This is a genomic window from Rhodopseudomonas sp. WA056, from assembly GCF_010906995.1.
Classification (GTDB): domain Bacteria; phylum Pseudomonadota; class Alphaproteobacteria; order Rhizobiales; family Xanthobacteraceae; genus Rhodopseudomonas; species Rhodopseudomonas palustris_G.
Window position 1 is genome coordinate 1 of sequence record NZ_QPFS01000088.1, and the last position, 21,923, is coordinate 21,923.

The 21,923-nt window shown below is 66.8% G+C and carries 22 protein-coding genes; 10 read left to right on the top strand and 12 right to left on the bottom strand.

All coding sequences use genetic code 11. The features are described 5' to 3' along the window. Positions 1-9 precede the first annotated feature (9 nt). The 4 genes from DU475_RS16530 to groES all read right to left on the bottom strand — a co-directional run bounded on the left by DU475_RS16530 (position 10) and on the right by groES (position 5,095). Positions 10-1,521 (bottom strand): phytoene desaturase family protein, encoded by a 1,512-nt coding sequence (locus DU475_RS16530; RefSeq protein WP_164632751.1) that lies wholly within the window; start codon positions 1,519-1,521, stop codon positions 10-12. A gap of 103 nt (positions 1,522-1,624) precedes the next feature. Then, positions 1,625-2,815: a hypothetical protein gene (locus DU475_RS16535; RefSeq protein ID WP_164632752.1), complete on the bottom strand. Its 1,191-nt coding sequence runs from the start codon at positions 2,813-2,815 to the stop codon at positions 1,625-1,627. A gap of 297 nt (positions 2,816-3,112) precedes the next feature. Then, positions 3,113-4,759, bottom strand: a complete 1,647-nt coding sequence (gene groL / locus DU475_RS16540; RefSeq protein WP_013501086.1) for a chaperonin GroEL — start codon at positions 4,757-4,759, stop codon at positions 3,113-3,115. Positions 4,760-4,798: 39 nt separating this feature from the next. Further along, positions 4,799-5,095 (bottom strand): co-chaperone GroES, encoded by a 297-nt coding sequence (gene groES, locus DU475_RS16545; protein WP_013501087.1) that lies wholly within the window; start codon positions 5,093-5,095, stop codon positions 4,799-4,801. 305 nt (positions 5,096-5,400) lie between these two features. Here groES and DU475_RS16550 point away from each other — a divergent pair, with 305 nt between their 5' ends. Next, on the top strand, positions 5,401-5,916 hold the full coding sequence (locus DU475_RS16550) for a hypothetical protein (RefSeq protein WP_047309005.1): 516 nt from the start codon (positions 5,401-5,403) through the stop codon (positions 5,914-5,916). Between the two features lie 47 nt (positions 5,917-5,963). Then, positions 5,964-7,172, top strand: a complete 1,209-nt coding sequence (locus DU475_RS16555; RefSeq protein ID WP_013501089.1) for an MFS transporter — start codon at positions 5,964-5,966, stop codon at positions 7,170-7,172. Between the two features lie 29 nt (positions 7,173-7,201). Here DU475_RS16555 and DU475_RS16560 read toward each other — a convergent pair whose 3' ends face one another. Beyond that, positions 7,202-7,990 carry a protein phosphatase CheZ gene (locus DU475_RS16560; RefSeq protein WP_041807103.1) on the bottom strand — a complete coding sequence of 263 codons (789 nt, stop codon included), beginning with the start codon at positions 7,988-7,990 and terminating at the stop codon, positions 7,202-7,204. Between the two features lie 295 nt (positions 7,991-8,285). Between DU475_RS16560 and DU475_RS16565 the strand changes: the two genes are divergently transcribed. After that, positions 8,286-9,071: a L,D-transpeptidase gene (locus tag DU475_RS16565; protein WP_164632753.1), complete on the top strand. Its 786-nt coding sequence runs from the start codon at positions 8,286-8,288 to the stop codon at positions 9,069-9,071. Positions 9,072-9,172: 101 nt separating this feature from the next. On the opposite strand, the gene DU475_RS16570 is transcribed toward DU475_RS16565, so the two are convergent. From DU475_RS16570 to DU475_RS16595, 6 genes are all read right to left on the bottom strand, one after another. Then, a complete protein-coding gene (locus DU475_RS16570) occupies positions 9,173-10,015 on the bottom strand; it encodes a DUF2076 domain-containing protein (RefSeq protein ID WP_041807715.1) in 843 nt (280 codons plus the stop codon). A gap of 115 nt (positions 10,016-10,130) precedes the next feature. After that, positions 10,131-11,024, bottom strand: a complete 894-nt coding sequence (locus DU475_RS16575; RefSeq protein WP_164632754.1) for a ChbG/HpnK family deacetylase — start codon at positions 11,022-11,024, stop codon at positions 10,131-10,133. Beyond that, a complete protein-coding gene (locus DU475_RS16580) occupies positions 11,021-12,073 on the bottom strand; it encodes a glycosyltransferase family 2 protein (RefSeq protein WP_013501094.1) in 1,053 nt (350 codons plus the stop codon). Before DU475_RS16580 ends, DU475_RS16575 begins: the two co-directional genes overlap by 4 nt. 96 nt (positions 12,074-12,169) lie before the next feature. Then, positions 12,170-13,147: an ATP phosphoribosyltransferase gene (gene hisG, locus DU475_RS16585; protein ID WP_164632755.1), complete on the bottom strand. Its 978-nt coding sequence runs from the start codon at positions 13,145-13,147 to the stop codon at positions 12,170-12,172. Then, positions 13,144-14,292, bottom strand: a complete 1,149-nt coding sequence (locus DU475_RS16590) for an ATP phosphoribosyltransferase regulatory subunit (RefSeq protein ID WP_164632756.1) — start codon at positions 14,290-14,292, stop codon at positions 13,144-13,146. Before DU475_RS16590 ends, hisG begins: the two co-directional genes overlap by 4 nt. Positions 14,293-14,417: 125 nt before the next feature. Continuing rightward, positions 14,418-15,191, bottom strand: a complete 774-nt coding sequence (locus tag DU475_RS16595; protein WP_164632757.1) for a 16S rRNA (uracil(1498)-N(3))-methyltransferase — start codon at positions 15,189-15,191, stop codon at positions 14,418-14,420. Between the two features lie 193 nt (positions 15,192-15,384). Between DU475_RS16595 and DU475_RS16600 the strand changes: the two genes are divergently transcribed. Both DU475_RS16600 and ubiA read left to right on the top strand, forming a co-directional pair. After that, positions 15,385-16,092: a hypothetical protein gene (locus DU475_RS16600; RefSeq protein WP_013501098.1), complete on the top strand. Its 708-nt coding sequence runs from the start codon at positions 15,385-15,387 to the stop codon at positions 16,090-16,092. Then, on the top strand, positions 16,089-17,039 hold the full coding sequence (ubiA, locus tag DU475_RS16605) for a 4-hydroxybenzoate octaprenyltransferase (RefSeq protein WP_164632758.1): 951 nt from the start codon (positions 16,089-16,091) through the stop codon (positions 17,037-17,039). Before DU475_RS16600 ends, ubiA begins: the two co-directional genes overlap by 4 nt. Before the next feature lie 35 nt (positions 17,040-17,074). Here the strand turns inward: ubiA and DU475_RS16610 are convergent, their stop codons facing one another. Continuing rightward, positions 17,075-17,599, bottom strand: coding sequence for a DUF6101 family protein (locus DU475_RS16610; RefSeq protein WP_164632759.1), 525 nt, complete (start codon positions 17,597-17,599; stop codon positions 17,075-17,077). A gap of 297 nt (positions 17,600-17,896) precedes the next feature. Here DU475_RS16610 and DU475_RS16615 point away from each other — a divergent pair, with 297 nt between their 5' ends. The 5 genes from DU475_RS16615 to DU475_RS16635 all read left to right on the top strand — a co-directional run. Then, a complete protein-coding gene (locus DU475_RS16615; protein ID WP_164632760.1) occupies positions 17,897-19,294 on the top strand; it encodes a TldD/PmbA family protein in 1,398 nt (465 codons plus the stop codon). Further along, a complete protein-coding gene (locus DU475_RS16620; protein WP_164632761.1) occupies positions 19,281-20,096 on the top strand; it encodes a 3'(2'),5'-bisphosphate nucleotidase CysQ in 816 nt (271 codons plus the stop codon). Before DU475_RS16615 ends, DU475_RS16620 begins: the two co-directional genes overlap by 14 nt. 37 nt (positions 20,097-20,133) lie before the next feature. After that, positions 20,134-20,382 carry a DUF4170 domain-containing protein gene (locus DU475_RS16625; protein WP_013501103.1) on the top strand — a complete coding sequence of 83 codons (249 nt, stop codon included), beginning with the start codon at positions 20,134-20,136 and terminating at the stop codon, positions 20,380-20,382. A gap of 69 nt (positions 20,383-20,451) precedes the next feature. Then, positions 20,452-21,756 (top strand): 3-deoxy-D-manno-octulosonic acid transferase, encoded by a 1,305-nt coding sequence (locus DU475_RS16630; RefSeq protein WP_164632762.1) that lies wholly within the window; start codon positions 20,452-20,454, stop codon positions 21,754-21,756. Further along, positions 21,749-21,923: tetraacyldisaccharide 4'-kinase (locus DU475_RS16635; RefSeq protein ID WP_205524421.1), on the top strand; the 175-nt coding region annotated here is incomplete at its 3' end. The genes DU475_RS16630 and DU475_RS16635, both read left to right, overlap by 8 nt.

Consider the following 21,923-nt stretch of genomic DNA (forward strand, 5'->3'; position numbering starts at 1 on the left):
GAATACGAACTAACCCGACGTCCGGTCTCTCAGGATCAGTTCGGCGCATCCCTGCGCCGCCTGCACCACGCCGCTGTAGCCGCCGATGCCCGCATAGGCCGAGGCGAGATACAGGCCGGGCAGAGTCGTGCGCGGCGTGCGGTAGGGCGCGTCGGAGTTCGGCAGCAGCGGCGCGAAGCCGTAGACCGCGCCCTGGGGTGCGCCGAGATATTGCTGCACCGAGTAGGCGGTGTTGAAGGCCGCAGCGGTGATGGCGCCTGAAAGTCCCGGATAGCTGCGGTCGAGATGGGCGAGCAGCGCCTGCTGCCAGCGGCCGCGCTTGGCCCGATAGGCGTCCTGCTCCAGCCCGTCCCAGTTCGATACCCGGTCCGGCCCGACCACCGACAGCACATAGGGCGGCGATGGTACGCCGGAATCGATCGCCGTGTAGTCGGCGATCGCCAGCGGCGGCATCCGCGCGCCCGGCTCGTCCGCCATCAGGGTTTTGCCCTCGGCATAGGAGGCGAGCGTCGTCATCCAGTCGGGCAGGAGTTGCGTCGCGTAGCTGCCGACGCCGAATTCGCGCGGCGGCCTGGACAGACCGAGCGTCAGCGCGAACAGCGATAGCGACCGGGTATGATCGGCGTAGCTGGCGGTGAGGCGCTGCGCCTGATCGGCCGGCAGCAGGCTCGCCAGCGTTGCCGGTGCGGCGTTGCCGATCACAGTCGCGGCTTCGACGGTCTGCGGATCGCCGCCATCGCGGGCGACGTGGGTCACCCGATGCGCGCCGCCGTGATCTCCCATCACCAGGCCGGACACGACGCGGCGTAGTACGACCTCGCCACCGGCCTTGCGCACCGCGCGCGCCAGTGCGCTCGACAGCCGCTGCGAACCGCCCTGGATGAAGCGCGCGCCGCTGAGCAGGAAGCTGCCCTGCACCATCGCGAACGGTACCCACCACAGCGCCCCGACATCGTCGTGCACGTAGGACAGATTGCCGGCGACCGCGCATTTCAGCGCCTCGTCGTCGCCGAACAGCGCCTGCAGTCTGTCGCCGAGCGAGGCGTGCCAATCGGCGAACTCCGGCGCCAGTGCCAGCACCGCGTCGAGCCCGCCGTCGCCGAGTGTACCGGCGAGCCGTTCAAGTTCGCCGAGCCATCGCGCGATGCCGTCCTGCGCATGGGGGAAGCGCCGGTTCAGCGCGTCGCGGGCGGCGGCGAATTCGTCCGGCAGCGTGAACGGAGCGCCGAGCGGGCCGCCACGCATCTCGTACAGCGCGCCGGCCGGAATCCACTGCACCGCATCGAGCACGCCGGCGCGGCTCAAGGCGCGGTGTTTGGGATCGCGCAGGTGCTGCGGATTGCCGGTGATGTGCAGCGAGCCTTCGACGAACAGCTCGCCGGCCTTGTAGCTCGATGCCGCGCCGCCGACCGAATTGCCTCGCTCGATCACCAGCACCTTGCGACCTTCGCGGGCCAGGATCGCGCCCGCAGTCAGGCCGCCGAGCCCGGCGCCGATCACCACCGCATCAAAGCGCGTCATTCAGCCGATCATCCTGCCGTCAAAAGGAAGCGCTTCATTGCCGCATTGCAGCGGCATGTCAAATCGCGGTTCCATGATCCGGACGGAGGCGACCCTCGACCGGCTATTGCCAGGTGGCGCTTTCCGAATCCCAGCGCTGGCCCTTCAGTTCCTTCGCCAGTGCCGCCACCGCACCGCCGTCGCTGCGCGGTTCGATCTCTTCTTCGCCAGAGGCGTCGTCGTTCAGACCGAGCCGCGGAGGAGCGTTCTCGTCGATCGTGGTGGCGGCGGGATTGCCGAGCCACAGCATCAGCTTGTCGCTGCCGCCCGGTTTGTCGGCGCTGACCAGCGCCTCGACGTTGATGACCTCGGTGAGCTGCAGCGCCGGGAAGGTCTCGCTCGGTCGCTTGAACGTCATCTTCAGCTTGCCTGTCGCCTCGTCCCAGCTCGCGCTGGCCAGCTTGGCCTCCAGCGTCTGCGTCAGCGTGCCGGTCAGCGTGGCGGCGATCTTGGCGCGATCGAGCTTGCCGCCGTCGCGCCAGCCAGCCGCCGGAAACAGGATGGCGCGGTCCATGTCGACCACACCGTTGGTCCACCCGGCCGCGGTGACGCCGGGGAACGTCTTGGCTTTGGCGATCACGGACGCGGCGCGTTCCGGATCGACCGTGAGATTGATCACCAGCTTGCCGGCGCGGAGCGCGTCGCAGCCGACGTTCAGGCTCGACAGCGACACTTCGACATTTTCGGTCTTCAGCGTCTTCAGGAAATCCGCCGCCGCCTCGAGCGCGACGCGAATGCCGACCGCTTCGGGCGATACCGCGGTGAAGTCCTTCGGTGTCTGCGCGATGCTCTCGTCGACCGATTGGGTCTCTTCGAATTCCTTGTCGCTGAGATCGGAATTGTCGGTCGAATTGATCTCGTAAGTCGCGGTGCCGATCCCGATCACGCCCTTGAAGTCGAAGGTTTCGCCGTTCGGCTTCTGCTGCAAGCTGACCGACACCGGGGTCTTGCTGCCGAGCGTCTGGCTGGTTCCGGTCAGCGCCTGACCGCTGGCGGTGAGGTTGACGACGAAGCGGTCCTTGCGAGCCGAGTCCTTGGCCGGAGAGAAGCAGACGTCGAGCACCGCCGACGTCGCTGTCTTGCCCTGCCGCGTTTCCTTCAGGATCACGTCGGCGCCTTCGATGAAGCCGTCGAGTGTGGCGAAATAGCGCGTCTCGGTGGCGGGCACCGCCGATTTCGTCCCCGACTTGGCTTGGGCGAAAGCGAGGTCGGTCGCCGGCAGCAGCGCCAGCAGGCTGAACAGAAACGCGCGCATCGGATGATTCCTCGCGGGGGACGGCAGCTTTCGTATCGTTGTCGATTCGAATTGAATCCGAACCAAGGCTGACTAGCAGATCGCGGCGGCGGCGCCAAAGAAACGAGGCGAGCGGGCGTCAGCGGCAGCAGGCGCTGGATCGCGGAAGCCGCAGATCTTATGTCCGCGATCGCGCGCCTGCGCAGACGACGACGGCGACATCGCAGCGTGCGCCTCAACCGCAACCATCTCCAAACGCAACAAGGCCGCCCGGAGGCGGCCTTGCGTGTCTTGTCGGGAAGGAGAGGGTGGCGGGGCTCAGAAGCCCATGCCGCCCATTCCGCCCATGCCACCACCCGGCGGCATCGCCATCGGGGCTTCCGCCTTCGGCAGCTCGGCGACCATGGCTTCGGTGGTCACCAGCAGAGAAGCGACCGACGAGGCGTCCTGCAGCGCGGTGCGCACCACCTTGGCCGGGTCGACGATGCCCTTGGCGAGCATGTCGACATACTCTTCGCTTTGGGCATCGAAGCCGAAGGTCTCGGTCTTGTTCTCGAGAATCTTGCCGACCACGATCGAGCCTTCAACGCCGGCGTTCTCGGCGATCTGGCGGATCGGAGCTTCGAGCGCCTTCAGCACGATGTTGATGCCGGCCTGGACGTCCGGATTGTCGTTGCTGATCCGGCCGACGGCCTTCTTGGCGCGCAGCAGGGCGACGCCGCCGCCCGGCACGATGCCTTCCTGCACCGCGGCGCGGGTCGCGTTCAGCGCGTCCTCGACACGGTCCTTCTTCTCCTTGACCTCGACCTCGGTCGCGCCGCCGACGCGGATCACCGCGACGCCGCCGGCCAGCTTGGCCAGGCGCTCCTGCAGCTTCTCACGGTCGTAGTCCGAGGAAGTCTCCTCGACCTGCGCCTTGATCTGCTGCACGCGGGCCTCGATTTCCGGCTTCTTGCCGGCGCCGTTGACGATGGTGGTGTTCTCCTTGTCGATCACTACCTTCTTGGCGCGGCCGAGCATCTTCAGGTTGACGGTCTCGAGCTTGATGCCGAGATCTTCCGAGATGAGCTGGCCGCCGGTCAGGATCGCGATGTCTTCCAGCATCGCCTTGCGGCGATCGCCGAAGCCCGGCGCCTTGACGGCAGCGACCTTGAGGCCGCCGCGCAGCCGGTTGACGACCAGCGTCGCCAGCGCTTCGCCTTCGACGTCCTCGGCGATGATCAGCAGCGGCTTGCCGGACTGCACCACGGCTTCGAGCACCGGCAGCATCGCCTGCAGGCCCGGCAGCTTCTTCTCGTGCAGCAGGATGTAGGCGTCGTCGAGCTCGGCCGTCATCTTCTCGGCGTTGGTCACGAAGTAGGGCGACAGGTAGCCGCGGTCGAACTTCATGCCCTCGACGATGTCGACTTCGGTCTCGAGCGACTTGTTCTCTTCGACCGTGATCACGCCCTCGTTGCCGACCTTCTGCATCGCCTGGGCGATCATCTTGCCGATCGGCGCGTCGCCATTGGCCGAGATGGTGCCGACCTGGGCGATTTCAGCCGAGGAGGCGACCGGCTTGGCGCGCTTCTGGATGTCCTTGATCACGGCGGCGACCGCGATCTCGATGCCGCGCTTGAGGTCCATCGGGTTCATGCCGGCGGCGACCGCCTTGGCGCCTTCGCGCACGATCGCCTGGGCCAGCACGGTGGCGGTGGTGGTGCCGTCGCCGGCGAGGTCGTTGGTCTTGGAGGCGACCTCGCGCACCATCTGCGCGCCCATGTTCTCGAACTTGTCGTCCAGCTCGATCTCCTTGGCGACGGTGACGCCGTCCTTGGTGATGCGCGGGGCGCCGAAGCTCTTCTCGATCAGCACATTGCGGCCCTTGGGGCCGAGCGTGACCTTGACGGCGTTGGCGAGCACATCCACGCCGCGCAGCATGCGGTCGCGGGCCTCACCGGAAAATTTGACGTCTTTGGCTGCCATTCATTCGCTCCTGATGTCTCGATATTGTCGCGATGCGGCTCAGCCGACCACGCCCATGATGTCCGACTCCTTCATGATCAGGAGTTCCTCGCCGTCGAGCTTGATTTCGGTGCCCGACCACTTGCCGAACAGCACGCGGTCGCCGACCTTGACGTCGATCGGGGTCAGCTTGCCGGTCTCGTCGCGGCCGCCCGGGCCGACGGCGACCACCTGACCTTCCTGCGGCTTCTCCTTGGCGGAGTCCGGGATGATGATGCCACCCTTGGTCTTGGTTTCCGCGTCGATGCGCTTCACCACGACACGGTCATGGAGCGGACGAAAATTGAGCTTAGCCATGGGCTGTCCTGTGCTGTTACTGGAGGGGGCTCGGTGTTCGAGTGCCGGTTCGTGATCCGCGGCTCCGATGGGCATCCGCGTGTTGGCAGTCGTACTGCGAGAGTGCTAATTACGCGTCCGGAAATATGGCCAGATGCTGTTCCTGTCAAGCTGACGGCTTAAGAGCTTGGTGATCTCGCTGTAGGATGCTCCGGCCGCCAGACCGGGGCACCCGACATCATCATCGTTTTGACCGCATTGCCTGACACGGCGTTTTGCGGTTGTCTGGCGCAAGGGGCACGTGGGGCGTCGCTCGGGGAGAAATCATGGTCAATTCACGCAACGCACGCGCGTCGCTCAATCTGGGGATGGCGTCGGTGATGGCGCTCGGTCTCGGCGCGTGCGGCACCATCGGTGGCTTCAGCCTCGGCGGTTCGCAGTCGGCTCCGGTGGAGGAGGCGGCTCCGCCGCCGGATCTGCCGGCCACCATCAGGTCTGAAGAGATCGTCGGTCGTTGGGGCTTGGCTTCTTACCTCAATCCGTCCGATCGTGCCCGCACCGAGAAGGCTGCGCTGTCGCAGTGCAGGAATCCTTACGTGATCGGAGCCGGCTCGACCGGCGGCGTGATCATGCATCTGGCCGACCAGGCCACCCCGCAGGAACTGCGGCTGAAGGGCTCGCCGAGCGGCAAGAACTATATCGGTCCGGCCGGCCCGATCAGCGACCAGGATCGCGAGATCGTCTCGTTCGACGGCCGGGTGATGATCACCCGCTTCGTCGACAAGGACGCTGCCACCCGCTATGGTAACATGGTCTATGTCCGCTGCGCCCCGCGCGCCTGAGACTGCCGCCACCAACAAGATCGGGTTGAACCTGACGCCATGACGACATGACCGCGCTGCGGAGACTGGCGCTCGGACCGGAACGCGCGGTCGGAGTTCTCGCGGTCACCCAGATCCTGTGCTGGGGCATCCTGATCTATCCTCCGGTCCTGACCATGCCGTACCTCGCCGAGGCTCACGGCTGGTCGCTGGCGTTCGGGATGTCCGGGTTCTCGCTGGCTCTGGTGATCTCGGGCATCCTGTCGCCGACCGTCGGCGGGCTGATCGACCGCCACGGCGGCAACATGGTGATGGCGCCGGGAGCGCTGATCGGCGCGGCCGGCATGGTGCTGATTGCCAGTGTCGACCTGTGGCCGGTGTATTTCCTCGGCTGGGCGCTGCTCGGCGTCGCGATGGCGTCGAATCTGTACGATCCCGCATTCGCGACGCTGGCCCGGCTGTTCGGCGCCACTGCGCGGCGGCAGATCACCTTCGTCACCTTCGCCGGCGGCTTCGCCTCGACGGTTGGCTGGCCAGCGACGCATCTGTTGCTCGAAGCGGTGGGATGGCGCGGCACCTACCTGGTGTTCGCCGCGGTTCTGGCGTGCGTGGTGGCGCCGCTGCACGGTCTGGCGCTGCCGCGCAAGGCGGCGCCGACGCCTCATCTACCCAGCACGAGCCCGCATCTGAGGCCGGCCGAACCGCTGCGTCCGGAGGGGCGCCCGTTCCTGCTGATCGCTGCGGCGTTTGCGATCTACGCCCTGATGCTGTCCGGGGTGACGTCGAACCTGCTGGCGATGTTCCAGCGCGCCGGCCTCGACGCCGGCACCGTGGTGATGCTCGGCGCGTTGTTCGGCCCCGCGCAGGTCGCCGCACGGCTGGCGGATTTCTTGCTGGCCGGCCGTACCCATCCGTTGTGGATCGCACGTGGCGCGGTCGCACTGATGGCGTGCTCGTTCGCGATGTTGGCGTTCGTCGGCCCGTCGATCCTGGTCGCGGGCGTGTTCTGCGTGGCGTTCGGCGCCGCCAACGGGGTGATGACGATCGCGCGTGGCGCTCTGCCGCTGCTGATGTTCGGGCCGCTGGGCTACGGGCGGGTGATCGGACGGATCGCGCGGCCGGCGCTGTTCGTGCAGGCTTCGGCGCCGTTCGTCGTTGCGACCGCGGTCGAGCGGTTTTCCGACGCGACCGTGATCGAGGCGGGCATGGTGTGCGCGGTGGCGGCGCTCGGCTGTTTCATGGCGCTGCGACCGCCGCGCAGCGCCGAGGGGCGCTGAGGCGGTCGGCGATCAGTCGAGCCCGGCGATCAGTTGAACATCGCGTCGATGTCGTCCTGCGAGGCGTGGCCGTCTTCGCCGAGCGCACGCGGGCCGTTGAGCAGCTTGGAGTCGTCGTCGCGGGTGTCGACGACCGGCGGAGCATGCGACTTGATCTCGTCGACGCCGCCCCAGATCTCCATCATCGCCACGATGTGATGCTCGATGAACTTCATCGTGTTCATCACTTTGCTGATGCGCTGGCCGGTGAGGTCCTGGAAGTTGCAGGCCTCGAAGATCGAGATCACCCGCTCCTGGATCTCTTCGCTCAGAGCCTGTTGCTGGTCGGCCGAATTGACCTTGCCCAGCGCGGTCGCCGCCTGATCGATCGCTTCGGCGGCTTCGAGAATCTGCTGGGTGGCTTCCTCGGTGCCGCCGACCACGGCGCCGAGTTCGCCGTTGACCTTGGCCATCTCCTCGCCGCTGAAGCTCTTGGAGTGCAGCACCGCGATCTCGCGCTTGGTCTGGTCGATCGCGTTGTGGATCAGATCGAGCTCGACCTTGAGCTTTTCGCACTGTTCGACCTGAGCCTTGTAGCTCGCCAGCAGCGCCTTGGCTTCCGCAGCTTCCGCGGCGAGCGAGGCGTCGATTTCCTGCTTGCTGCCGGACTCGGCCGCGGCCACGGGATGCACCCCGTTGACGATCTGGGCGCGGATCGCGCGCAACTCCGCCATCAGGTCGCGGTTGGTCGGGCCAGCCTCGAATTCGATCGGTGCGAGCATCGGCGCTGCTCCAAGCGTCAGTTCTTCAATGCGAAAGCGCTTACGTGGAAGTGACATCGGCTGATCCCGTGAGTTGGTACCTCGCTCTCGTACAGCCATCTCTTTAACGACGGGTTGAGCGGCGGAACCGGGTTCGCCTCAACTAACAAACGTTGAAATACGGTACGTTAACCATGGGCCTGGGTCGTTCATCGAAAATAAACGCTGACCGCAGGAACAGCGGCGCCGCTACGACGTGGTGAATCGAAATGCCGTCCGCGTTTACCAAACCGATCCGGTTTTGGTTTCTGATCCGTTGCGTTCGCCGCCGCATGTTCGGCGAGTCCACGACGAAACGGTGCAGAGTACGTCGATGTTCAACAAAACCACCCTCGCTTTGCTGACCAGCGTGTCTTGTCTCGGCGGCGGCTATCTTCCCGCCGCCGCTCAGGTTTTTTCATCCGCCGAGGAGCCGGCGTTGATCTACGCCGATCCGCGGGCGGCCGAGCCGGTGCGGGTCCGTACCGCTTACGCCGAACGCTCCAATATGGGCGGCGGCTTCATCGAGTTTCTGTTCGGCGACGGCACGCCGCCGCCGTCCTCGCGGTATTACCAGCGTGAACGGATGTACGAACGCCGCGATTACCTGCCGCCATCGGCGCCGCAACCGATGCAGGAGCAGGAAGCGGCGATCGAGCCGGCTCGTCCGGAGTTCGATCCGCGCTACGAAAAGCAACTTGTTGATTACCATGGCGGCGAAAAAGCCGGCACGATCGTGATCGATACCCCGAACAAGTACCTTTACCTGGTGCAGGACGACGGCAAGGCGCTGCGATACGGCGTCGGCGTCGGCCGCCCCGGCTTCACCTGGTCGGGCGTCAAGACGATCACCGCCAAGCGCGAATGGCCGGCCTGGACGCCGCCGAAGGAAATGCTGGCGCGCCGTCCCGATCTGCCGCGGCACATGGAGGGCGGTCCGCAAAACCCGCTCGGCGCGCGAGCGATGTATCTCGGCTCCTCGCTGTACCGCATTCACGGTTCCAACGAACCGTGGACGATCGGGACCAACGTCTCCTCCGGCTGCATCCGCATGCGCAACGAGGACGTCATCGATCTGTACGGCCGCGTCGGCGTCGGCACCAAGGTGGTGGTGATCTGACGATCGGGCGCGACGAACTCCGTCTCGAACCACAACCAACTCTCGAACGACAACGGCCGCCCTGTGGGCGGCCGTTGCATCTGGACGGGTGACGGCAGGGGTTACGCGAAGTCGCTGTCGCCGCCGCCGTCAAAATCGTCCCCATCCATGTCCATGTCGTCGTGGTCATAGCCGGCGTCGGCGACGCGGTCATAGTCGTTGCCGTTCTGATCCATCATGCCGTGGCGCGCATTGTCGTCGCCACCGCCGCGCTGCGAGCCAATGTCACCGAGCCCGGCCTGCTGTGCGAGATTGCCGCCCGCGCTATCGCCGCCGCCCCACGGGCTTTGGGTGCCGCCGCTCAGGCCGCTCTGGTCGGCCACGCTCTGTTGTGAGCCCCCGCCCATCATGCCGCGGATGCTGGAAAGCAGCAGCGAGCCGCCGACCACGCCCGCTGCAGCCGCGGCCGCGGTGCCGAGAAACGAGCCGCCACCGCTGGCGGGGGCCGCGCTCTGCCCCCCGAACGGCCCGCCGGGCTGGCCTTGTGGTTGGCCGTAAGGCGGCTGCGCCGGCTGGCTGTAGGGTGGCGCCGCGGATTGCCCGAGTACCTGCCCGGTATTCCAGGATGGCCGGCCGCCGCCAGCTCCGGGGGGCGGAACGTTCGGCACCGAGCCGCGCTGCGGCTGGCCTTGGCCGAAGATCGCGTCCCGCATCGAATCCAGGAAGCCGCCGCGGTCTTGAGCGGCCGGCGCCTGATCGGCTTCCAATTCCTGGATGCGTTCGTGCGCCCGCTTCAGCGCTTCGTCCTGCACCAGTACGGTCTGCACCAACCCGTAGATCGCGTTCGGTGCGATTCTCAGTCCTTGCGAGATGGCGGCAGCAGCTTGCGGATCGCGAGGGGTAGCTTCGAGACGGGCGAGCCGTTCGAACAGATCGTCGACAAGCTGCCGTTCCTGCGGTGTCATGATGATCTCCCTGAGCATCGCTCGAACCTGCGCCGCGGCGTTCGCCGGCGGCAATCGCGGGCGCGGGTGTCGGCAGATTTAGGGAACCTTTGGGCCGCAGTAAGTCGGCGCGAGATTAAATTTCTGTATGCGACAAAACGGCCCCGCCCATCGCCGGCGGCGGTGCAGCCGCGAGACTGACATGGTGCGCTGCGAGCAGTTCCGGAAAGCGGTCGCCGCCGAGAAAGGCGTATTCGCGCTCGCGCTGATCGGTGAACGGATCGAGGCTGATCAACGTGTCGTCGACGATGCCAGGGTGGCACATCACCAGCCCGCCGTCGGACAATCCGTCGAGAAACGATCTCATCAGCGCGTCGAAGTCGGTCTCGCGCAGGAAGTCGTAGGCGCCGGCGAAGCTCGGGTTGAAGCCGATGCCGGCACGGCTGGCACGCGTCCGAAATGCAGCGCTGAGCGCGTCGAGCAGCAGCGGCTTCGGATTGCCGAGCCGCCGCGTCAGCGGCACGCTGCGCCCGCATTGCCGCACCCAGGCCTTTGGCGCGTGAGCCTTCACGGTCTCGAGGAAGGCGTCGCGCACTTGCGGAAACAACTGAACGTGCTGATGCCCGTCGACGTAGTCGGGGACGCGGCCGAACCGTTCCGTGAAGGCTTCGATCTGCGCGCTGAGTTCGGTCGCGATCACGTGGCGGTCGTGGCGACGGAGCAACGTGCCACGCAGCTTGCGCCCGAGCGGCAGAAACTGGCCGCCGTTCACCGGCTGATAGTGCATCGTCAGCGGCGCGAACGGCGCCGTCAGGGTCGCGTGCAGGCCGATCGCGGCGTTCGGATTGGCGGCGACGGCGTTGAGCAGCTCCGCGGCGTCGTCGCGGCCGATCGCGGGGCCGACCATCATCACCGAGGTCGCGTTGATCCGGCCGCGCCCGATCAGGTCGCAGATCGCACGGTTGACCCCAGGGCTGATGCCGTAATCGTCGGCCACCAGCCAAATCCGGCGCTGGCGGGGCTCGCTCATTCGGCGGCGGGCCGTTTCGCCGGGGCGGCGTTGGTTTCGGGTGCGGCTTCGGCCTGCTTGGCGATGTGTTCGGCGACGAAATAAATCGGCCGCGCCTTCATCTCGGACAGGATCTTGCCGATGTACTCGCCGACGATGCCGATCATCAAGAGCTGCACGCCGCCGATCGTCATCATCCCAACGATGATCGACGGATAGCCCGGCACCGATTTGCCGCCGATCCAGGTCTCCCACAGGATCGAGAGGCCGAATAGAAACGCGCTGATCGCCAGCACGACGCCGAGTAGGCTGGCGATCCGCAGCGGCGCGACCGAGAACGACGTCAGCCCCTCGATCGACAACCCGATCAGCCGCGCGGTCGAGAATGTCGAGAAGCCGTGCGAACGCGGCTCCGGCTCGTAGTCGACCCGCTTCTGGCGGAAGCCGATCCAGCTCGCCAGGCCTTTGAAGAAGCGGTTGCGTTCGGGGAGTTGCCGCAGCGCCTGAGCGGCGCGCGGCGACAGCAGGCGGAAGTCGCCGGCGTCTTCCGGGATCTTCTGCCGTGCGCCCCAATTGATCAGCGCGTAGAAGCCGCGCACCGCGGTGCGGCGCAGCGCCGGTTCGTTGTCGCGATGCGCCTTGGCCGTATAGACGACGTCGAAACCGTCGTCGATCCAGTGTGCCACCAGCGTCTCGACCAGTTCGGGCGCGTGCTGGCCGTCGCCGTCCATGAACAGCACGGCGCCGCGGCGGGCGTGATCGAGCCCGGCCATCAGCGCAGCTTCCTTGCCGAAATTGCGCGACAGCGACACCACCTGGACGTCGAGCATGGTAGCCGGGAGATTGCGGGCGATGCTCAGCGTGGCGTCCGAGCTGCCGTCGTCGACATAGACCACCTCGCAGGCGAGGCCGTAGCGCTGCCGCAGCGTGGCGGCCAGGGTAATCAGCCTGCCGTGCAGCGCCTGCAATCCTCCCGCCTCGTTGAAGGCCGGCACCACGATCGACAGCCCGCGCGCCGCAGCGGCACCTGCTTCGGTGGACAGATCCGAGACGTCACTCCCCAGCATCATCGATCGGCTTCCGGCTTTGCACGCGGCCTTGTTGGTGTCGTGACTATATGGTGGTTCCGCACCCCGGCGCCACCGCGGCGCCGGGCGGTTCCGGCGTCATCGCTGCAGGAACGTCGCGAGTTTGCTGAACAGCGGGTTTTCCTTGTCGAACACGTAGTCGAGCGCGGCGACCGACACCGTGTCGGCGCCATGCTGCCGCAGGAAGCTGCCGAGCGCGTAGATCTGTGCCGGCGGGCAGTGCAGCGTCAACATGCCCGACGAGGTCGGCCCGCCGAACGGCGACACCACGCCGAACCGGCTGTGCGCCTCGGCCAGCAGAGCGTCGTTGCAGCCTTTGAACCGGGTGCGGACTTCCTTGTACTTGCCGGCGCGGGCGCGCGAGGCGATGTGATCGAGGATCACGCGGGCGGTTTCGCGGTTCGCCTCGCTCCAGTCGGCCTCGCGCGAGGCGACCAGATTGGCCTGGCTGCGCAGCATCACGCCGTCGTCGAGTACCTTCAGGCCGTTGGCGGCGAGCGTCGCGCCGGTGGTGGTGATGTCGACGATCATCTCGGCGGTACCGACCCCGGGCGCACCCTCGGTCGCGCCGGCGCTCTCGACGATGCGGTAGTCGACGACGTTGTGCGCAGCGAAGAAGCCGCGCGTCAGGTTGATGTACTTGGTGGCGACCCGCATTCGCCGGTTGTGCTGGGCGCGGAAGCCGGTGGTGACGTCGTCGAGATCGGCCATGGTGCGGACGTCGATCCACGCCTGCGGCACCGCCACCACCACGTTGGCGTAGCCGAAGCCGAGCCCGTCGATCAGCAGCACGCGCTTGTCGGCATCGGTGATGCTCTCGCGCACCAGATCCTCGCCGGTGACGCCGAAATGCACCGAGCCGCGGGCGAGGTTGGCGGCGATCTCGCTTGCCGACAGATACGCGACCTCGACATTGTCGAGGCCCGCGATCGTGCCGCGATAGTCGCGCGCGCCGCCGGGCTTGCTCAGCGTCAGCCCGGCGCGGGCGAAGAACGCTTCGGCGTTTTCCTGCAGGCGGCCCTTGGACGGAACCGCGAGAACGAACGGCGTGCTCATGCGGCACCTCCGGCGCTGGTCTGTTTCATCGCCTCGATCCAGATCGAGAAGCCGACCGCGGGGATCGGCGAGGCGGCACCGAGCTGGCTCATCAGCCCGTCGTAGCGGCCGCCGGCGACCAGCGGCTCGTCGCCATTGCCGACGCGGTGCAGCTCGAATTCGAAGCCGGTGTAGTAGTCGACGCCGCGGCCGAACGCGGTCGAGAACCGCACCTTCGACAGATCGATGCCGTGGCCGGCCATGAAGCCGATCCGCGCTTCGAACTGATCGATCGCCCCGTCGATCGACAGTTCGGCGTCGGCGGCGAGCGCGCGCAGCGCCTTCAGCGCGTCGTTCGGCGCGCCGGTGATCGCCAGGAAGCGCTTGATCTTGTCGAGGGCGTCGCGCGGCAGCGCGCCGCTCTTCAGCGTCGACTGCTCGAGGAAGCGGTCGGCGATCTCGGCGACCGAGCGGCCGCCCAGGGTGGTGGCGCCGGCGATCGACATCAGGTCGGTGACCAGCGCCAGCGCCGCCTTGCGGTCGGAGCCTGCGAGCGCGGCGAGCACGCCCTCGTATTCGTTGCTGGTCGAGGGCGCGAGCGTCAGCCGCTCCAGATCCTGCGCCAGGCTGGCCTTGCGGTGAAAATCCTTCATCAGCCGCCGGCGCCAAACCGGCATCAGGTCGAGCGCGTCGATCAATGTGGCGAACAGCGCGACGTCGCCGGTGCGAATATCGACCTCGCCGGCCTTGAGCGCCGTGGTGGCGCCGAGCGCCAGCGCCAGCATCTCGGCATCGGCCGCGGCGCGGTCCTGGCGGCCGAACGATTCGATCCCGGCCTGCAGGAACTCACTCGGCTTACCGCCGCGCTGGCGGAATACCGGGCCGAGATAGCAGAACCCGACCGGCTGCCCGGCTGCCGTCGAGGCGAGGTAGTCGCGCGCCACCGGGATCGTCAGGTCCGGGCGCAGGCACAGTTCCTCGCCGCTGGCGTCGGTGGTTAGGTAAAGGCTCTTTCGGATGTCCTCGCCCGACAGGTCGAGGAATGGTTCGGCGGGCTGCAGGATCGGCGGCGTGGCCTGGGCATAGCCGGCCTCCGCGAAGGATTGCAGCAGCGCCTCCGCCCACGCGGCGGATCCGGTCGCGCGAGCGGCGGCGGTGTTTGTCATGATCGGTCAGTCCTGCGGTCCCGGGCAGGGAGGGTGAAACAGAAAACGCTAGTCGGCGCAGCCCTTAACACGGGTGAATGACAGATTCGACCGTCATCCGCCGGGAGGCCAGAAAGGCGGTGGCTTCAATGGTCGAATAATGTCCCGGCGTCCTTCCAGTCGCCCACCACCGCCTGCACCAGCGCCAGAGCCGCGACCGCCGCGGTATCGGCCCGCATGATCCGCGGGCCGAGCGCCAGACGTAGGATGTTGGGCTGTTTCAGCAGCAGGGCGCGCTCCTCGGTGGAAAAGCCGCCCTCCGGACCGACCAGCAGATCGACGCCCTTCATCGCCGCATCCCGCGAAGCCTGCAGCGCCGCGATCGGATCGGCGATCTCGGCGTCCTCGTCGCAGAATACCAGCAGCCGCTCGCCGCCGGCCCGGCCGGCCAGGAACCGGTCCAGCCCGATCGGCTCGCCGACCTCGGCGAGGCTGAGGATGCCGCATTGCTCGGCGGCTTCGACCACGTTGGCGCGCATCCGCTCGGTGTTGAGGCGATGCACCTGGGTGTGCTGGGTGAGCACCGGCTGCAGCCGGCCGGCGCCCATTTCCACAGCCTTTTGAGCCATATAGTCGAGCCTGGCGTGCTTCAGCGGGGCGAACACATAGGCGACGTCCGGCAGGCGGTCCTGCGGCCGCGTCTGCTCCGCGACCTCCAGCGCTTCCGGGCGCTTGCGGCCCGCGATGGTGGCGCGCCATTCGCCGTCGCGGCCGTTGAAGGTCAGCACGGCAGCCCCGGCACCGAGCCGCAGCACGTTGCCCAGATAATTGCTCTGGTCGCGATCGAGCGGCACCTGCGCACCGGGTGCGAGGGCGGCATCGACGAAAAGGCGGGGGCTGCGGAAGTCGTATCGGCTCATCGGCTGGGTCTCACGCGCCGCTTCTAGCCCAATTTTTCAAGAATATCAGCCGCCTGTGGGGCGAAGCGCCGCGCTGCCGCCCCAATCGCCGGGTTGTTAAGGGCGATCCGGAATCGTAAAAGGCCCGGGCATCGTGTTTTCCGGTGCGCTGACGGGCCAATGGGGACCATCGAACCTTGCCGGAGGAGCAGCCTTGATCATCCGACGTTTGATCGTACCAGCGGCTGCCGCCGCTTTCGTCCTGAGTGCCGCGCCGGCATTCGCCCAAGGCGCGTTTCCCGCGCCGTTGCCGAACCAGTCGGCCGCATCGCCGTTTCCGGCGCCGCTGCCGAACCAATCCTCTTCGTCGGCCCCGGCGAGCAGCAGCTCGGTGTTCCCGCCGGTCAACGGCTCGGGCGGATCGTTTCCCGCCGCGGGTGCAGCCCCGATCGCCGGTGGCGGCGCGTTCGGGCCGCCGCCCGGCGCTGCGCCGATGGGGCAGCAGGCCGGCGGCGAAGCCTGCATGGACGACTTCCTCAAGCTGCGGAAGGAAGCCGAAAAGCGTGGCCAGGCAATTCAGGCCGCCGGCAAGCGCAAGGCGCCGGCTTCCGAGGCCTGCAAGTTGATCACTGCCTTTTCGGCCTCTGAAACCAAGATGATCAGCTATGTGGTGACCAACGCGAAGCGTTGCGGCATCCCGGGCGAGATCGCCGAGCAGCTCAAGACCGGCCACAAGAGGACCGAGCAGATGCAGAAGCAGGTCTGCAACATCGCCGAGCAGCAGCAACAACGCGGCCCGGCCGGCCCGAGCTTCGCCGACGTGCTCGGCTCGTCGACTGCCGCGCCGGAGGCCAATACCTCGGCCAAGAAGTTCGGCGGCACCACCTTCGATACACTCAACGGCAACGTACTGGCGCGATGAGCGGGATTCCGGCCAGCGGCGCGGCCGGGCGGGTCGCCGACTCCACCGGCAATTGGGTCGACAACCATGCGCCGCTGTGGACGCGGCCTTATCTGAGGCTGGCGCGATTCGATCGTCCGATCGGCTCCTGGCTGCTGCTGATGCCGTGCCTGTGGTCGGCGGCGCTCGCCGCCGGCATGGCCCACGACCTCAGCCGCCTGCCGCTGTTCTGCGCGCTGTTCTTCATCGGCTCGTTCGTGATGCGCGGCGCCGGCTGCACCTGGAACGACATCACCGACCGCGACCTCGACGACAAGGTCGAGCGCACCCGGTCGCGGCCGATTCCGGCCGGGCAGGTCACGGCCAGGCAGGCCGCCATGTTCATGGTGCTGCTGTGCCTGATCGGCCTCGTCGTGCTGCTGCAGTTCAACAGTTTCGCGATCGCCACCGGCATCGCGTCGCTGATCATCGTTGCGGCCTATCCGTTCATGAAGCGCATCACCTACTGGCCGCAATTCGTGCTCGGGCTGGCGTTCTCATGGGGCGCGCTGATGGGTTTCGCCGGCACGTTCGAGCGGCTCGATCTGGTGGCGTTCGCGCTGTACGCCGGCTCGATCGCCTGGGTGATCGGCTACGACACCGTCTATGCTCATCAGGATGCTGAAGACGATCTGATGATCGGTATCAAGTCGACCGCGCTGCTGTTCGGCGAGAATACCAAGCTGGCGCTGGTGCTGCTGTTCGGCTTGGCGGTGAGCCTGATCGGCGTGGCGCTCAAACTCGCCGATGCCGGCTGGCTCGCCTGGGTCGGCCTCGCGGCCTTTGCGGCTCATCTGGTACAGCAGATCGTCCGGCTCGACATCCACGATAGCCCGCTGTGCCTGAAGCTGTTCAAGTCGAACCGCGACGCCGGCCTGCTGCTGTTCGGCGGTCTGGTGGCCGACGCGGTTTCGCGTAGCATGGCGTGAGCCCGGGCGGGTCCGGCGCTCTCATCCGATTCTGATTAGTTGCGCGCGATGATCTCACGTTCGCCGGCGAAGCATTTCGGTGCGTCGGGCAGTCGGCCGACTCGCCGGCGCGTCAGGAAGCGCGGACGACGCTTGCTGATCACGTGATGACGACGGCGGCGCTGCGCAGGCTCGCGCAGCTTGTCTTCGGGAAGCTGCGGCAGTCCGAAGATCTCGCTCCACAGGGCCCACATCCGTTCGATCTCCTCGGCGTCGTCGCTGATTCCCAGAGGGATCGACAGCGACGGATCGCGGTGCACCAGCATCAGCATGCGGCCGTCGTCGAGACCTCGGCAGCCGATGCCGCGGAAGTCGCTGACGCTGACGTTGACCGCCATTCTCATGCCGGAGACGGCGCGGCGTAGCACCACCCGCTCGCGGTGTAGTTCGATTTGCCGGATGCCGCCGTCGGCCCGCACGTCGTGCGCGTCGAAGCGGATCGGCAGTGAGAGAGGGTCGAGCCGCAAGTCGCGGCTCGACCCGGCGAGGCTAGCCCCGCCTGTTGCTGTTTGACGCCTCACGGCTTTGATCTCCCCGCCGGAATTATGTTCCCGGTCGATGGGTGAGAGCTTGCCAGAGCCCGGTCCGAATTCGCTTAATAAGGCTGGTTAATCGAAACTGACCCCGGCTGCTTCGCCGCTCATGATTGACAGAACCTTGGCCAGCATGATTGACGCAATCTTGCGCGCGGCCCGGCAATGAATTGTTCCGGTCGGGTGCAAAGTGCTTGAAGTCCGCGTCGAACAAGCACATCTGTGATGTCGACAGCGTGCATCCGCTGCCCCGCGTCGTTACTTCAAGCCTTAGGAATTGTATTTGTGAACTCTTCACCAAGCGCACGTTCGCCGGCTTCGTCCTCCGTGGATTCGGCTTTGTTCGATCAGTCGGCGCTGAGCGATTTGGCACAACGGCTGGTCGAGGCGGCGCGTCGCGCCGGCGCCGATCAGGCCGATGCGGTGGCGGTCCGCGGGGTGTCGCACGGCGTCGAAGTGCGCGACGGACGGATGCAGGAATCCGAGCGTTCGGAAGGTGACGATGTCGGCCTGCGGGTGATCGTCGGTCGTCGTCAGGCGGTGGTCTCGACCAACGACATCAGTGGCGACGCGGTCGCCAAGCTCGCCGAGCGCGCGGTGGCGATGGCCCGCGTCGCGCCGGACGACAAATATGTCGGCCTCGCGGATACGGAACTGCTGGCCCGTGATTTTCCCGATCTCGATCTGCTCGATCCGCACACTCCGTCGACCGCCGAGCTGGAGCGGCGCGCCCGCGCAGCGGAGGCTGCGGCGCTCGCGGTTTCCGGCATCACCAAATCGGGGGGCGCCTCGGCCTCGTCGGGGATCGGCGGCATGGTGCTGGTGACGTCGACCGGATTCCAAGGTGCCTTCCTGCGCTCCAGCCAGAGCATCTCGATGACCGCGATCGCCGGCGAGGGCACCGGCATGGAGCGCGACTACGAATACACCACCGCGCCGCATGCGGCCGATCTGATGTCGCCCGAGGATGTCGGGCGTGTCGCCGGCGAACGTACCGCGGCGAGGGTGGGGCCGCGCAAGGTCGAGACCTGCAAGGTGCCGGTGGTGTTCGATCCGCGCGTCGCCGGCTCGCTGGTCGGGCATCTGGTCGGCGCCGCCAACGGCGCCTCGATCGCACGCAAGACCTCGTTCCTGAAGGATCGTCTCGGTCAGAAGCTGTTCAAGGATGGCATCCGCATCGTCGACGACCCGCTGCGCAAGCGCGGTCTTCGCTCGCAGGCGTTTGACGCCGAAGGCGTGGCGGTCAAGCCGATGTCGATCGTCGACGACGGCGTGCTGACGTCGTGGTTGCTGGATTGCGCCACGGCACGCGAACTCGGCCTCGCCACCACCGGTCACGCGCATCGCGGCGTGTCGTCGTCGCCGTCGCCCGGTCCCTACAATTTGCATCTCGAGGCCGGCCGGCTCAGCCCCGCCGAATTGATCGCCGATATCGAGCAGGGGTTTTACGTCACCGATCTGATCGGTTCCGGCGTCAACGGCGTCACCGGCGACTACAGCCGCGGTGCCGCCGGCTTCTGGATCGAAAACGGTGAAAGAACCTACGCCGTCAGCGAGGTTACCATCGCCGGGCACCTGCTCGACATGTACAAGACTCTGACGCCGGCCAGCGACCTGACCTTCCGCTACGGCGTCAACGCGCCGACGCTGCGGATCGAGGGGCTGACGATTGCCGGACGCTAGTCCAGATACCACGCATAGTTCTGTCGCGCAGCGGGATGCCGAGCTGCTCGCCGACACGGTGCGCGAGGCCGGCGCTCTGGCGCTGTCGATGTTCCGCACTGAACTGCGGACCTGGACCAAGGGCGCGTCCTCGCCGGTGTCGGAAGCCGACATCGCGGTCGACCAACTGATCCGTCGACGCTTGCAGGATGCCACCCCGCGCTACGGCTGGTTGTCGGAAGAAAGCGCCGACGATCTGACGCGGCTCGACAAGGACCTGGTGTGGATCGTCGATCCGATCGACGGCACCCGGGCCTATTTGGCCGGCCGTGAGGATTGGTGTGTATCGGTCGCCCTGATCGCCGACGCAAGACCGGTGCTTGCCGCCGTGTTCGCACCGGTGTCGGAAGAGTTGTTCTTTGCAACGCGCGGCGCGGGTGCGTCGCTCAATGGCGCGTCGCTGCGCGCCAGCGTCGGGACCACGCTGGAGGGTGCCAAGGTGGCCGGGCCGAAGCCGCTGATCGAGCGACTGGCCCTGCCGTCGAGCGCCTACATCCTGCCGAGGATCGGCTCGTTGGCGTTGCGGCTGTGTCGTGTCGCTGATCGTCAGGTCGACGTTGCGTTCGCCGGAGGGCAGAGTCGCGATTGGGACCTTGCTGCGGCCGATTTGATCGTGCACGAAGCGGATGGTACAATGACAACTCTCGCGGGCGAGACCATCGTCTACAACCGTCCCGAGGTCACACATGGCGCGCTGGTGGCTGCGGGGCGCGAACGCCATGCTCACATCGTCGAGCATTTTCGCGTTTCTCCGCGAGGCTGAGCGCGCGCATGCCTGTTCGCCGCAATGAGGAAGTTTGATGTCGGACAATGCGCAGCAATTGCTCCACCTCGTAATCGGGGGAGAATTGACGGACCTCGAGAACGTGACCTTTCGCGATCTCGACAAGGTCGACATCGTCGGGGTGTACCCCAACTACGCAACGGCCTACGCGGCGTGGAAGGCCCGGGCGCATCAGACGGTCGACAATGCGCACATGCGTTACTTCATCGTTCATCTGCATCGGCTGCTGGATCCCGAAAAAGAAGCGCAGTCCGCGCAGCACTGACCGCGCAGAACCGACGATGAAGTTTCACGACGATGCGCGTCACCTTCGCGGTGACAGACGGGGCCGTTGATGGTCGATCCGGTGCCGATGACGCTTCGCGCCTATCGCAGGCTGACCGCTGCCGCGGCGCCACTGGCGTCGCTGTGGATCGGCCGGCGGCTGAAGCAGGGCAAGGAAGATCCCGCCCGTGTCGGAGAGCGCCGCGGTCTCAGCAACGACGCGCGACCTCGCGGCCCGGTGGTGTGGATTCACGGCGCCAGTGTCGGCGAAGTGCTGGCCGCGGCCGGACTGATCGAACGGCTGCGTGCGCTCAACCTGCGCATCCTGCTCACCTCCGGAACGCTGACCTCGGCCCAGGTGGTGGCGAGCCGGTTTCCGCCCGACATCATCCACCAGTTCATTCCCTACGATGCGCCGCGTTTCGTCGAGCGTTTCCTCGATCACTGGCAACCCAGTCTGGCGCTGTTCATCGAATCCGATCTGTGGCCGAACCTGATCCTCGCCGCCTCGGCGCGGCGGGTGCCGATGGTGCTGATCAACGGCCGAATGTCGCAGCGGTCGTTTCCGCGATGGCAACGGGCCTCGGCGACGATCGGGGCGCTGCTCGGCCGGTTCGACATCTGCCTGGCGCAGTCGCGCATGGACGCCGATCGCTTCAGCGCGCTCGGCAGTCCGAGCGTGATCACCACCGGTAATCTGAAGATGGACGTCGATCCGCCGCCGGCCGATCCGGGCCGGCTGGAGCGGCTGCTCGCGGTCACCCGCGGCCGTCCGGTGATCGTCGCCGCTTCGACACATCCGGGCGAGGAAGAGCTGCTCGTCGAAGCGCATCGCCGGCTGACGGCGAGCTTCCCGACGCTGCTCACCGTGATCGTGCCGCGGCATCCGCATCGCGGCGAGCAGATCGCGAGTCAGGTCGAGACCGCCGGCCTGCCGGTGGCACTGCGCTCGCGAGAGCAGCAGCCGATGGCCGCGACTGCGATCTATGTCGCCGATACCATGGGTGAACTCGGACTGTTCTATCGCCTGGCGCCGATCGTGTTCATGGGCGGCTCACTGGTCGAGCATGGCGGCCAGAATCCGATCGAGGCGGTCAAGCTCGGCGCCGTGATCGTGCACGGTCCTCACGTCTCCAACTTCACCGACATCTATCGCGCGCTGGATGACGAAGGCGGAGCGTTCCCCGTTGCCGATGTCGACGCACTGGTGCTGCGGATTTCCTCGCTGCTGTCGAATCACGACGCGCGGCAAATCTCGATCACGGCGGCGACGGCCGTGGTCGATCGGCTCGGCGGCGCGCTCGACCGCACCATTGCGGCGCTCGAACCCTATCTTCTGCAATTGCAGATCGAGCAGGGCGCCGCGAATGCGTGAGCCGGGCTTCTGGCACCGGCCCCCCTCCGTGGTGTCGCGCCTGCTGCTGCCGCTCGCGGCGCTCTACGGCAACATCGCCGCGGCGCGGATGCATCAGCCAGGCGCTGCTGTCAGCGTCCCGGTGCTATGCGTGGGCAACTATCATATGGGCGGCGCCGGCAAGACGC